The organism is Luteimonas sp. BLCC-B24 (assembly GCF_028550595.1).
Classification (GTDB): domain Bacteria; phylum Pseudomonadota; class Gammaproteobacteria; order Xanthomonadales; family Xanthomonadaceae; genus Luteimonas.
The window spans coordinates 873,156-884,752 of the sequence record NZ_JAQQGN010000001.1 but is presented as its reverse complement, the minus strand read 5'-3'; the positions used below and the strand labels follow the sequence as shown (position 1 = coordinate 884,752).

22 protein-coding genes are annotated in these 11,597 nt (G+C 64.8%); all 22 read left to right on the top strand.

The annotated features are described in order from the left end of the window. Nucleotides 1–486: 486 nt before the first annotated feature. The 22 genes from rpsJ (at nt 487) to secY (ending at nt 11,364) form a co-directional block, all read left to right on the top strand. Nucleotides 487–798, top strand: coding sequence for a 30S ribosomal protein S10 (gene rpsJ / locus PQS31_RS04355; RefSeq protein WP_047137645.1), 312 nt, complete (start codon nt 487–489; stop codon nt 796–798). A gap of 11 nt (nt 799–809) precedes the next feature. Beyond that, the gene (gene rplC / locus PQS31_RS04350) at nt 810–1,463 is read left to right on the top strand and encodes a 50S ribosomal protein L3 (RefSeq protein WP_272761428.1); all 654 of its coding nucleotides are present in this window, start codon (nt 810–812) and stop codon (nt 1,461–1,463) included. Nucleotides 1,464–1,474: 11 nt separating this feature from the next. Continuing rightward, nucleotides 1,475–2,080 carry a 50S ribosomal protein L4 gene (gene rplD, locus PQS31_RS04345; protein WP_272761427.1) on the top strand — a complete coding sequence of 202 codons (606 nt, stop codon included), beginning with the start codon at nt 1,475–1,477 and terminating at the stop codon, nt 2,078–2,080. Beyond that, complete coding sequence (rplW, locus tag PQS31_RS04340) at nt 2,077–2,376, top strand: 50S ribosomal protein L23 (protein WP_272761426.1); 300 nt, start codon at nt 2,077–2,079, stop codon at nt 2,374–2,376. Before rplD ends, rplW begins: the two co-directional genes overlap by 4 nt. A gap of 10 nt (nt 2,377–2,386) precedes the next feature. Further along, complete coding sequence (rplB, locus tag PQS31_RS04335; protein WP_096208159.1) at nt 2,387–3,214, top strand: 50S ribosomal protein L2; 828 nt, start codon at nt 2,387–2,389, stop codon at nt 3,212–3,214. A 6-nt stretch (nt 3,215–3,220) separates the two neighbouring features. Continuing rightward, nucleotides 3,221–3,493, top strand: a complete 273-nt coding sequence (gene rpsS / locus PQS31_RS04330) for a 30S ribosomal protein S19 (protein WP_096208158.1) — start codon at nt 3,221–3,223, stop codon at nt 3,491–3,493. Nucleotides 3,494–3,503: 10 nt separating this feature from the next. Further along, complete coding sequence (gene rplV / locus PQS31_RS04325) at nt 3,504–3,896, top strand: 50S ribosomal protein L22 (protein ID WP_055246839.1); 393 nt, start codon at nt 3,504–3,506, stop codon at nt 3,894–3,896. A gap of 1 nt (nt 3,897) precedes the next feature. Beyond that, nucleotides 3,898–4,638 carry a 30S ribosomal protein S3 gene (gene rpsC / locus PQS31_RS04320; RefSeq protein WP_272761425.1) on the top strand — a complete coding sequence of 247 codons (741 nt, stop codon included), beginning with the start codon at nt 3,898–3,900 and terminating at the stop codon, nt 4,636–4,638. A 2-nt stretch (nt 4,639–4,640) separates the two neighbouring features. Next, the gene (gene rplP, locus PQS31_RS04315) at nt 4,641–5,054 is read left to right on the top strand and encodes a 50S ribosomal protein L16 (RefSeq protein WP_096208156.1); all 414 of its coding nucleotides are present in this window, start codon (nt 4,641–4,643) and stop codon (nt 5,052–5,054) included. Next, complete coding sequence (gene rpmC / locus PQS31_RS04310) at nt 5,054–5,242, top strand: 50S ribosomal protein L29 (protein WP_272761424.1); 189 nt, start codon at nt 5,054–5,056, stop codon at nt 5,240–5,242. Before rplP ends, rpmC begins: the two co-directional genes overlap by 1 nt. 10 nt (nt 5,243–5,252) lie before the next feature. Beyond that, nucleotides 5,253–5,513, top strand: a complete 261-nt coding sequence (gene rpsQ / locus PQS31_RS04305; RefSeq protein ID WP_180545806.1) for a 30S ribosomal protein S17 — start codon at nt 5,253–5,255, stop codon at nt 5,511–5,513. A gap of 15 nt (nt 5,514–5,528) precedes the next feature. Further along, the gene (gene rplN / locus PQS31_RS04300) at nt 5,529–5,897 is read left to right on the top strand and encodes a 50S ribosomal protein L14 (protein ID WP_150928980.1); all 369 of its coding nucleotides are present in this window, start codon (nt 5,529–5,531) and stop codon (nt 5,895–5,897) included. A gap of 15 nt (nt 5,898–5,912) precedes the next feature. Further along, entirely contained in the window at nt 5,913–6,230 is a 318-nt protein-coding gene (gene rplX / locus PQS31_RS04295) for a 50S ribosomal protein L24 (protein WP_096208153.1), read from the top strand. An 11-nt stretch (nt 6,231–6,241) separates the two neighbouring features. Further along, entirely contained in the window at nt 6,242–6,784 is a 543-nt protein-coding gene (rplE, locus tag PQS31_RS04290; protein ID WP_272761423.1) for a 50S ribosomal protein L5, read from the top strand. A gap of 110 nt (nt 6,785–6,894) precedes the next feature. Continuing rightward, nucleotides 6,895–7,200 (top strand): 30S ribosomal protein S14, encoded by a 306-nt coding sequence (gene rpsN, locus PQS31_RS04285; RefSeq protein WP_272761422.1) that lies wholly within the window; start codon nt 6,895–6,897, stop codon nt 7,198–7,200. 141 nt (nt 7,201–7,341) lie between these two features. Beyond that, on the top strand, nt 7,342–7,737 hold the full coding sequence (gene rpsH / locus PQS31_RS04280; RefSeq protein ID WP_096208150.1) for a 30S ribosomal protein S8: 396 nt from the start codon (nt 7,342–7,344) through the stop codon (nt 7,735–7,737). Between the two features lie 15 nt (nt 7,738–7,752). Beyond that, nucleotides 7,753–8,280 (top strand): 50S ribosomal protein L6, encoded by a 528-nt coding sequence (rplF, locus tag PQS31_RS04275; protein ID WP_272761421.1) that lies wholly within the window; start codon nt 7,753–7,755, stop codon nt 8,278–8,280. 29 nt (nt 8,281–8,309) lie between these two features. Further along, on the top strand, nt 8,310–8,666 hold the full coding sequence (gene rplR, locus PQS31_RS04270) for a 50S ribosomal protein L18 (RefSeq protein ID WP_272761420.1): 357 nt from the start codon (nt 8,310–8,312) through the stop codon (nt 8,664–8,666). Between the two features lie 167 nt (nt 8,667–8,833). Continuing rightward, the gene (rpsE, locus tag PQS31_RS04265) at nt 8,834–9,373 is read left to right on the top strand and encodes a 30S ribosomal protein S5 (protein ID WP_272761419.1); all 540 of its coding nucleotides are present in this window, start codon (nt 8,834–8,836) and stop codon (nt 9,371–9,373) included. Then, complete coding sequence (gene rpmD, locus PQS31_RS04260) at nt 9,366–9,563, top strand: 50S ribosomal protein L30 (RefSeq protein WP_096208146.1); 198 nt, start codon at nt 9,366–9,368, stop codon at nt 9,561–9,563. Before rpsE ends, rpmD begins: the two co-directional genes overlap by 8 nt. Then, nucleotides 9,563–10,003 (top strand): 50S ribosomal protein L15, encoded by a 441-nt coding sequence (gene rplO / locus PQS31_RS04255; protein ID WP_176483188.1) that lies wholly within the window; start codon nt 9,563–9,565, stop codon nt 10,001–10,003. Before rpmD ends, rplO begins: the two co-directional genes overlap by 1 nt. Nucleotides 10,004–10,008: 5 nt before the next feature. Beyond that, a complete protein-coding gene (secY, locus tag PQS31_RS04250) occupies nt 10,009–11,364 on the top strand; it encodes a preprotein translocase subunit SecY (RefSeq protein WP_272761418.1) in 1,356 nt (451 codons plus the stop codon). The last annotated feature ends 233 nt before the right edge of the window (nt 11,365–11,597 follow it).

The following is an 11,597-nucleotide window of genomic DNA, read 5'->3' as shown; positions in this document are numbered from 1 at the left end:
GGCCGTACCGTCGGCGCCGGCGTGGTGGCCAAGATCATCAAGTAACGCCCTGGTCCGAGCGCGCTTCGCGCGCTCGGACGCGATCCAGCGAACGGACCGGTCTCCCGGTCCGTTCGCTTTCCACGGGTCAGGGACTTGCGCCCGCCCCGTGCTACCCGCTAGAATGCAAGACCGCTGCGGGATCGTCGTTTCGATGCCCGCGGGACCGCGAAATGAGGTGCAGGATGCCCTCGTCTTCGCCAGACACGGAAATGTCGCGAGGCTGTGCTCCACCCGTTCCGGAATTGTCCGGAGCACGAAGGGATGGAGCGGATCATCGCGTCTGAACTTCTGGTGTCTGGGCGGATCGGGTGACCGGTCTGCCTTTCGTGTTTGCAGGGAATGGCCCCGGTGCGCGGGTGTATGCGCCGGATCGCCACGAATTCATTGGGGTTCTGCGCACCCAGCCGCAGGCCCGTCGCTCTTTTAACCAAGGATATTTCCGTCATGACGGACCAAAAGATCCGGATCCGCCTCAAGGCGTTCGATCATCGCCTGATCGACCGTTCGGCCAGCGAGATCGTCGAAACGGCCAAGCGGACCGGCGCGCAGGTGCGTGGCCCCATCCCGCTGCCGACCAAGATCGAGCGTTACACCATCCTGACGTCGCCGCACGTCGACAAGGATGCGCGTGACCAGTACGAGACCCGCACGCACAAGCGCGTGCTCGACATCGTCGACCCGAACGACAAGACCGTGGACGCGCTGATGAAGCTCGAGCTCGCGGCTGGCGTCGACGTCCAGATCAAGCTGACCTAAAGGACCGCACCATGACCGCGAAGATTCATTCGTTGGGCATCGTCGGCCGCAAGGCCGGCATGAGCCGGGTGTTCACCGAAGACGGCAAGTCCGTGCCGGTGACGCTGATCGAGGCGACCCCGAACCGCATCACCCAGATCAAGACCGTCGACACCGACGGCTACAGCGCCGTGCAGGTCACCGCCGGCGTCAAGCGCGCATCGCTGCTCAACAAGCCGGAAACCGGTCACCTCGCCAAGGCGAAGGTCGAAGCCGGCCGCGGCCTGTGGGAGCTCCGCGTGGCCGACGACACGATCGCCGACTTCAGCGTCGGTGGCGAGATCAAGGCCGACATCTTCGAAGTGGGCCAGATCGTCGACGTCCAGGGCGTCACGAAGGGCAAGGGCTTCCAGGGCACGATCAAGCGCTGGAACTTCAAGATGGGCGACGCGACGCACGGTAACTCGCTGTCGCACCGCCAGCCGGGTTCGCTCGGTCAGCGCCAGACGCCGGGCCGCGTGTTTCCGGGCAAGAAGATGTCCGGCCACATGGGTGCCGAGCAGCAGACCACGCAGCGCCTGCAGATCGTGCAGGTCGACGCCGAGCGCGGCCTGATCGCCGTCAAGGGTGCCGTCCCCGGCGCGCCGGGTGGCGACGTGATCGTGCGTCCGTCGAGCAAGGCATAAGGAGTAGCACGATGGAACTCGCAATCAACAACAGCAGCGCCAAGCTTTCGGTGTCTGACGCCGTGTTCGGCCGCGATTTCAGCGAAGACCTGGTTCACCAGGTGGTCGTTGCGTACCGCAACGCCGGTCGCGCCGGCACCAAGGCGCAGAAGACCCGTTCGGAAGTCAACGGCACGACCAAGAAGTCGAAGAAGCAGAAGGGTGGCGGTGCACGCCACGGCGCCCTGACCGCTCCGATCTTCGTCGGCGGCGGCGTGACCTTCGCGGCCAAGCCGCGCAGCTTCGAGCAGAAGGTCAACCGCAAGATGTACCGCGCGGCGATGTCGGCGATCCTGTCCGAGCTCAACCGCCAGGGCCGTCTGACCGTCGTCGAGACCTTCGACCTGTCCGAGACCAAGACCAGCGGCATGGTCGCCAAGCTCAAGGAATTCGATCTGGGCAAGCGCCCGCTGATCGTGACCGAAGACGCTTCGGAGCACCTGTACCTGTCGGCCCGCAACCTGCCCTACGTCGAGATCCGCGACGTCCAGGGTCTGGATCCGGTCGCCCTGGTCGGCGCGGACACCGTGCTGATCACCACCGATGCGGTGAAGAAGATCGAGGAGTGGCTGGCATGAACGACGCCAAGCTCTATGAAGTGATCCGTGCGCCGCGCGTGTCCGAAAAGACCGCGCGCCTGCAGGAAGTGTCCAACCAGTACGCGTTCGAAGTGTCGACGGTCGCCACCAAGGCCGACATCAAGGCCGCGATCGAGAAGCTGTTCGACGTCAAGGTCGAGGCGGTCAATGTGTTGAACGTGAAGGGCAAGAAAAAGTCCTTCCGTCAGCGCCAGGGCAGCCGCGGTGACTGGCGCAAGGCCTACGTGAAGCTGGCCGACGGCCAGTCGATCGACGTCATGAACGCGAAGGTCTGAGGAAGCCCCGATGCCATTGATGAAGTTCAAGCCCACGTCCGCCGGCCGCCGTTCCGCGGTCCGCGTCGTGCACCCCGATCTGCACAAGGGTGCGCCGCACGCTGCGCTGGTCGAGAAGAAGACCGCCACCGGCGGTCGCAACCACCACGGCCGCATCACCACCCGCCACATCGGCGGTGGCCACAAGCAGCACTACCGCATCGTCGACTTCAAGCGGGACAAGGAAGGCATTCCGGCGCGCGTGGAGCGGATCGAGTACGATCCCAACCGCACCGCGCACATCGCGCTGCTGTGCTACGTCGACGGCGAGCGCCGTTACATCATCGCGCCGAAGGGCCTGAAGGCCGGCGACCAGGTGATCTCCGGTTCGGACGCGCCGATCAAGACCGGCAACACCCTGCCGCTGCGCAACATCCCGGTCGGCTCGACCATCCACTGCATCGAGATGAAGCCGGGCAAGGGTGCGCAGATCGCGCGTGCCGCTGGTGCCGGCGTGCAGCTGGTCTCGCGCGAAGGCGTCTACGCCACCGTGCGTCTGCGTTCGGGCGAAGTGCGTCGCGTGCCGTCCGAGTGCCGTGCCACCATCGGCGAGGTCAGCAACGACGAGCACAGCCTCGAGAAGCTGGGCAAGGCCGGTGCCAAGCGCTGGCGCGGTGTCAAGCCGACCGTCCGCGGTGCGGCCATGAACCCGGTCGACCATCCGCACGGCGGTGGTGAGGCCAAGGCCGGTCAGGGCAATCCGCACCCGGTCACCCCGTGGGGCGTCCCGACCAAGGGCTACAAGACCCGCCACAACAAGCGGACGCAGCAGTTCATCGTGCGCGATCGCAGGAGCTAATCGACCATGGCACGTTCACTCAAGAAGGGTCCCTTCGTCGACCACCACCTCATCAAGAAGGTGGAAGCCGCGGGTTCCAACACCAAGAAGCCGATCAAGACCTGGTCGCGTCGCTCGATGGTCCTGCCGGACATGATCGGTTTCACCATCGCCATCCACAACGGCAAGAACCACGTCCCGGTGCTGGTCAACGAGAACATGGTGGGCCACAAGCTCGGCGAATTCGCGCTGACCCGGACCTTCAAGGGTCACGGCGGCGACAAGAAGTCGGGCAGGTAAGGAGCGCACAATGGACAAGGCAACAAAAGCCCGCCTCGAAGAGCAGAAGCGCGCTCGCACCGAGGTCAACAAGCGCACCGCGATCCTGCGGACCGCGCGCATCTCGCCGCAGAAGGCACGCCTGGTCGCCGACCAGGTGCGTGGTCTGCCGGTCGAGCGCGCCGTCGGTCTGCTGAAGTTCTCGGACAAGAAAGCCGCCCACATGATCAAGAAGGTCGTGGAATCGGCGATCGCCAACGCCGAGAACAACGCCGGTGCCGACGTCGACGAGCTGAAGATCGCGACCATCACGGTCGACGAAGGTCCGACGCTGAAGCGTTTCATGGCGCGTGCGAAGGGACGCGGTACCCGCATCCTCAAGCGCACCAGCCACATCACCGTCGTCGTGGGAGAGGGCAAGTAATATGGGTCACAAAGTTCATCCCACCGGCATCCGCCTCGGCATCGCCAAGGACTGGAACTCCAAGTGGTACGCCGGCAAGAAGGAATACGCCGAGTACCTGGCTGCCGACCTGAAGGTCCGCGAGATGCTGCGCAAGCGTCTCGCCCAGGCCGGCATCAGCAAGATCCTGATCGAGCGTCCGGCCAAGACCGCGCGCGTGACCATCCACACCGCCCGTCCGGGCGTGGTGATCGGCAAGCGCGGTGAGGACATCGAGAAGCTGCGCAAGGACGTGAGCACGATGATGGGCGTTCCGGCGCACATCAACGTCACCGAGGTCCGCAAGCCGGAACTCGACGCGCAGCTGGTCGCCGAATCGATCGCGCAGCAGCTCGAGCGTCGCATCATGTTCCGCCGCGCGATGAAGCGTGCGGTCGGCAACGCGATGCGCCTGGGCGCGCTGGGCATCAAGGTCAACGTCGCCGGTCGCCTCAACGGCGCCGAAATCGCACGTTCGGAGTGGTACCGCGAAGGTCGCGTGCCGCTGCACACGCTGCGCGCCGACGTCGACTACGGCTTCGCCGAGGCCAAGACGACCTACGGGATCATCGGCATCAAGACCTGGATCTACAAGGGCGAGATCTTCGATTTCAGCCAGGTGGGCCAGGAGAAGCAGGACGACACGCCGCGTGGCGGAGACCGTGGTGATCGCGGTGACCGCGACCGTCGTGGTCCGCGTCGCGAGCGCGAGGCGAGGGACTAATCATGTTGCAACCCAAGCGAACCAAATACCGCAAGATGCACAAGGGCCGTAACGAAGGCCTGGCGTGGAGCGGCAATGCCGTCAGCTTCGGCGAGTTCGGTCTGCGTTCGACCGCGACCGGTCAGCTGACCGCGCGTCAGATCGAAGCGGGCCGCCGGACCATCAGCCGTCACGTCAAGCGCGGCGGCAAGATGTGGATCCGCGTGTTCCCGGACAAGCCGATCACCAAGAAGCCGATCGAAGTCCGAATGGGCTCCGGCAAGGGCAGCGTCGAATACTGGGTCGCCCAGATCCAGCCCGGCCGCATGATCTTCGAGATCGAGGGCGTCGAGGAGTCGGTGGCACGCGAAGCGTTCCGCCTGGCCGCCGCGAAGCTGTCGGTCACCACCCAATTCGTGACCCGGACGGTGCGCTGATGGCTACGACCAAGGAACTCCGCGAGAAGTCGGCCGACGAGCTGCAGGCGCATCTCCTCGAGCTGCACAAGGAGCGGTTCTCGCTCCGCATGCAGAAGGCCACCGGCCAGCTGACGAAGACGCACGAAGCCCGTCGGGTGCGCCGCGAGATCGCGCGCGTCAACACCCTGATCGGCCAGAAGAAGTAAGGACCCGACCATGAATACTGAGAAGAAGCAGCGCACGGTGCAGGGCCGGGTGGTCAGCAACAAGATGGACAAGACCGTCACGGTGCTGGTCGAGCGTCAGGTCAAGCACGCGCTGTACGGCAAGTACATCAAGCGTTCGACCAAGCTCCACGCGCACGATGCCGACAATGCCTGCCAGGAAGGAGATCTGGTGAAGGTGGTCGAGATCGCGCCGATGTCCAAGACCAAGAACTGGCGCGTGGCGGAAATCGTCGCGCGCGCCGCCGAATAACGAGGAGGGCAGACCATGATCCAGATGCAGAGCCACCTCGATGTGGCGGACAACAGCGGTGCCAAGGAAGTGATGTGCATCAAGGTGCTCGGTGGCTCCAAGCGCCGCTACGCCGCGATCGGCGACATCATCAAGGTGTCGATCAAGGAAGCGATTCCGCGCGGCAAGGTCAAGAAGGGCGAGGTCTACGACGCCGTCGTGGTGCGCACCCGCAAGGGTGTTCGCCGTCCGGACGGTTCGCTGATCCGCTTCGACGGCAATGCCGCCGTGTTGCTGAACAACAAGCAGGAGCCGATCGGCACCCGCATCTTCGGGCCCGTGACCCGTGAACTGCGTTCCGAGAAGTTCATGAAGATCGTCTCGCTCGCGCCCGAAGTGCTCTGAGCGGAGAACATCAAAATGGCCAATCGAATCAAGAAGGGCGACCACGTGATCGTGATCGCCGGCAAGGACAAGGGCAAGCGCGGCGATGTGGTGCGCGTGGTCGGCGACAAGGTCGTCGTCTCGAACATCAACATCATCAAGCGCCACACCAAGCCGAACCCCCAGGCCGGCCAGGCTGGCGGCGTGGTCGAGCGTGAAGCGCCGATCCACGCTTCGAACGTGATGCCGTTCAACCCTGCCACGGGCAAGGGCGAGCGCATCGGAACCAAGACACTCGAGGATGGACGCACGCTGCGCGTGTTCCGCTCGAGCGGTGAGGCGCTCGACGCCTAAGGAATGCACAAATGACGACGCGTCTGGAACAGTTCTACAAGGATGAGGTGGTGCCGAAGCTGATGAAGCAGTTCGGCTACGCCAACATCATGCAGGTCCCGCGCCTGTCCAAGATCACGCTCAACATGGGCGTGGGCGAGGCGGCCGCGAACAAGAAGGTGCTTGAGAATGCGACGGCCGACATGGCCAAGATCAGCGGCCAGAAGCCGCTGGTCACCAAGTCGCGCGTCTCGGTGGCCTCCTTCAAGATCCGTGACGGCTGGCCGATCGGCTGCAAGGTCACGCTGCGTCGCAACAGCATGTACGAGTTCTTCGACCGCCTGGTCAACGTCTCGCTGCCGCGCGTGCGCGACTTCCGCGGTGTGTCGGCGCGTTCGTTCGACGGTCGCGGCAACTTCAACATGGGCGTGAAGGAACAGATCATCTTCCCGGAAATCGACTTCGACCAGGTCGACGCGATCCGCGGCATGGATATCGCCATCACCACGACCGCCCGTACCAACGAAGAAGCCAAGGCCCTGCTGGAAGCCTTCCGCTTCCCGTTCCGCAACTGATGAAGCTGTGATTGGTGATTTGTGGATTGGTGATTCGTGACGGCTACAGCCTGCACGAACCCGCTCTGTCCAATCACGAATCACCGATTACGAATCACGAGGATCCATACATGGCAAAGACGTCCATGATCAACCGCGAGGCCAAGCGTCAGAAGCTGGCCAAGCAGCACGCCGAGAAGCGTGCGGCGCTGAAGAAGATCATCAGCAGCGAGAGCGCGAGCTACGAGGAAAAGGCCGAGGCGGTGACCAAGCTGCAGAAGCTGCCGCGCGATTCGTCGCCGGCCCGCCAGGTCAACCGTTGTGCGATGACCGGCCGCCCGCGCGGCGTGTACAGCAAGTTCGGCCTCGGCCGCAACAAGCTGCGCGAAGCCACCATGCGTGGTGACGTGCCCGGCCTGCGCAAGGCCAGCTGGTAATCGAGCGGGCGGTCACGGGTCTGGCGCTCCGGCGCCGGACCTGTACAATACCGCCCCTCACGCAGTACCCCCGTCCGTGTGGGCGGGTCACAACTAGAAATTCGCGAAAGCGGATATCGGTGCACTCAGAAGGTAATCATCATGAGCATGACTGATCCCATCGCCGACATGCTGGTCCGCATTCGCAATGCGGCCGCTGTGGGCAAGCAGACGGTGAAGATGCCGTCCTCCAAGATCAAGGTCGCCATTGCCAACGTCCTGAAGGACGAGGGCTACATCGGCGATTTCCGCGTGACCGAGAACGGCGCCAAGGCCGAGCTCGAGATCGTCCTCAAGTATTACGAAGGCCGTCCGGTGATCGAGCGCCTGCAGCGCTTCTCGCGTTCGGGCCTGCGCCAGTACCGCGGCAAGGACGCGCTGCCGAAGGTCCTCAACGGCCTGGGCATCGCCATCATTTCCACGTCGAAGGGCATCATGACCGACGCGCAGGCGCGCCAGCAGGGCGTCGGCGGTGAAGTCCTGTGCTTCGTGGCCTAAGGGAGTAAGCGCACAATGTCCCGAGTTGCCAAGAAGCCGGTCGTCCTTCCGAAGGGCGTCGAACTGAACATCCAGCCCGAGCTGGTCAGCGTCAAGGGGCCGAAGGGCACCCTGTCGCTCGCCAAGCCGAGCGATATCGAAATCAAGGTCGAGGACGGCAATGCCGTGCTGTCGGCCAACGATCCGTCGCAGATCGCCCTCACCGGCACGCTGCGTGCGATCGTCGCCAACATGGTCCACGGTGTCTCGACCGGTTTCGAGCGCAAGCTCGAGCTCGTCGGCGTCGGCTACCGTGCGGCCGTGCAGGGCAAGGACCTGAACCTCTCGCTCGGGTACTCGCACCCGGTCGTGTTCCAGGCGCCGGAAGGCATCACGATCACCACGCCGACCCAGACCGAAGTCGTGGTCGCCGGTGCGGACAAGCAGCTCGTCGGTCAGGTCGCCGCCAAGATCCGCGGATTCCGTCCGCCGGAGCCGTACAAGGGCAAGGGCGTCAAGTACTCCGACGAAACCATCATTCGCAAGGAAGCCAAGAAGGCCTAAGGCCCATCCGCTTCCCGAGGATCAAGAGCATGAGCATCAAGAATACCGCCCGCCTGCGCCGTGCCAAGTCGACCCGCGCGCACATCCGTGTCCTGGGCGTGCCGCGTCTGTCGGTGCTGCGCACCGGCCAGCACATCTACGCCCAGCTGTTCAGCGCCGACGGCTCCAAGGTGCTGGCTGCCGCCAGCACCACCCAGGCCGACGTCAAGGACGGCCTGAAGAACGGCAAGAACGCCGACGCCGCGACCAAGGTCGGTCGTGCGATCGCCGAGAAGGCCAAGGCCGCCGGCATCGAGAAGATCGCGTTCGACCGCTCGGGCTATCGCTATCACGGCCGCATCAAGGCGCTCGCCGATGCGGCGCGCGAGGGCGGCCTGCAGTTCTGATTCAGACGCTGTCGGTGTCGGGCCTCGTGCCCGGCATCGCCTGACCCGCCGGCACGGGGTGTGCCGGACGCCCGCGGCCTTGTGTGCCGCGTCCGCGTTTCACCGATCCACTTTCCAACTCCAAGCGGCACGAGCCGTACATCCTTCTTCCACTACAGGCAATCCAGATGGCAAACGAAAGGGAAAACCGCGGGCGCGATCGCAATCGTGACCGTGAGGAACTCGACGACGGCATGATCGAGAAGCTGATCACGGTCAACCGTGTCAGCAAGACCGTCAAGGGCGGTCGCCAGTTCACGTTCACCGCGCTGACGGTCGTCGGCGACGGCAACGGCAAGGTCGGCTTCGGCTACGGCAAGGCGCGCGAAGTGCCGGTCGCGATCCAGAAGTCGATGGAGCAGGCCCGCAAGAACCAGAAGTCGGTCGACCTCAACGGCAGCACGCTGTGGCACACGGTCAAGGCCCGTCACGGTGCCGCGAGCGTGTTCATGCAGCCCGCGTCGGAAGGTACCGGCGTGATCGCCGGTGGCGCGATGCGCGCCGTGCTCGAAGCCGTGGGCGTCAAGGACGTGCTGGCCAAGGCCGTGGGTTCGCGCAACCCGATCAACCTGGTCCGCGCGACGATCCGTGGTCTCGACGAGATGCATTCGCCGGCGCAGATCGCGGCCAAGCGCGGCAAGAAGGTGGAGGATCTGATCAATGGCTAAGAAGGAAGCCGCCGGCGGCACCGTGAAGGTGCGTCTGGTCAAGGGTCTGCGCGGTTCGCAGGCCAAGCACCGCCTGTCGGTGAAGGCGCTGGGCCTCAACAAGCTCAACGACGTGCGCGAACTCAAGGACAGCCCGCAGGTCCGTGGCCTGATCAACAAGGTCCACTACCTGGTCCAGGTCGAGGAATAATCGAAATGAAGCTCAATTCTCTCAAGCCCGCACAGGGCGCCCGCACCGAGCGCGTCCGCGTCGGCCGCGGCATCGGCTCGGGCCTCGGCAAGACCGCCGGTCGCGGCCACAAGGGTTCGTTCGCGCGCGCCGGCAAGGGCAAGATCAAGGCCGGCTTCGAAGGCGGCCAGATGCCGCTGCGCAAGCGCCTGCCGAAGGTCGGCTTCCGCTCCAAGCTCAAGCTCGACACCGCCGAAGTGATGCTCTACCAGCTCGACAAGCTCGATGGCGACATCGATTTCGCCGCGCTGCGTGCCGCCAAGCTGGTGCCGAGCACCGCCAAGCGCGCGAAGATCGTCAAGAAGGGTGAGATCAGCAAGAAGCTCGTGCTCAAGGGTGTGCTGGCCACGGCCGGTGCCCGCGAGGCGATCGAAGCCGCTGGCGGCAAGGTCGAGGAGTAAGCCGGATGTCGCGAAGCGGCAGCGCAATGGGTGGGGTCGGCGCCGGGCTCGGTAAGTTCACCGAGCTCCGCCAGCGCCTGCTGTTCGTGGTCGGTGCGCTGATCGTCTACCGCATCGGGTGTTTCATCCCGGTGCCGGGCGTCAATCCCGAAGCCATGCTGCAACTCATGGAGCAGCAGGAAGGCACCATCGTGGACATGTTCAACATGTTCTCCGGTGGTGCGCTGTCGCGTTTCAGCCTGTTCGCACTGAACGTCATTCCCTACATCTCCGCATCCATCGTGATGCAGCTGCTGGTGCAGGTGGTGCCGAGCCTCAAGGCCATCCAGAAGGAAGGCGAATCGGGACGGCGGCGGATCACGCAGTGGTCGCGTATCGGTGCGATTCCACTGGCGATCTTCCAGTCGGCCGGCATCGCCATGGCGCTGCAGAGCTCGGGTGCGAACAACGGCATTCCGGTGGTGTACGCGCCGGGCATGGGCTTCGTGCTCACTGCCATCGTCGCGCTGACGGCGGGCACGATGTTCCTGGTGTGGCTGGGCGAGCAGGTGACCGAGCGCGGTATCGGCAACGGTGTGTCGCTGATTATCTTTGCCGGCATCGTCGCCGGGCTTCCGGGCGCCGTGCTCGGGACGTTCGACGCGCTGCGCAACGGCGACATGAGCCCGATCGCCGCGATCCTGCTGCTGATCGTCGTGCTGGCCGCGATCTTCTTCGTGGTGTTCGTCGAGCGTGGTCAGCGTCGGATCACGGTGAACTACGCACGCCGCCAGGGCGGCCGCAATGCGTACATGAACCAGAGCTCGTTCCTGCCGCTGAAGCTCAACATGGCGGGCGTGATCCCGGCGATCTTCGCGTCGTCGATCATCATGTTCCCGGCCACCGTGTCGACCTGGTTCGGCGAGGCGGGCTCGGCCACGTGGCTGGCGCGTCTGGCGCAGGCCATGTCCCCGGGTGAGCCGCTGTACGTGCTGCTGTTCGGTGGTCTGATCGCAGGCTTCGCGTTCTTCTACACCGCGCTGGTGTTCAACAGCCAGGAAACGGCGGACAACCTGAAGAAGTCGGGCGCGCTCATTCCGGGCATTCGTCCGGGCAAGGCGACGGCCGACTACATCGACGGCGTGCTGACCCGGCTCACGGCGGTCGGCGCGGCCTATCTGGTGCTGGTCTGTCTGCTGCCCGAGTTCATGCGCGCCGAGTTCGGCACGTCGTTCTACTTCGGCGGCACCTCGCTGCTGATCGTGGTCGTCGTGGTGATGGACTTCATCGCGCAGATCCAGTCGCACCTGATGTCGCACCAGTACGAAAGCCTGCTGAAGAAGGCGAACCTCAAGGGTTCGCGCGGCGGTCTGGCACGCTGAAAGACGTTGACCTCCGCGCGGCGTCGCCGCGCGGGGGATTTTCACCGCGGAGCGGCATCGCCGTCTCCGCATCCGCCGCCCGGCCGGGCGGCAGGAATCCCGGACACACGCGCCGGGATTCGGATGGGCGACTCGCGCGGCGGTCTCGGGCGCGAGTGGTAGCGGGTTTTCCGCGCGCCAGAGTAGCGCGCGGGGCAGGCGGGGGTTCCCCCGGCTGCCGCCCCGGTGCCGTC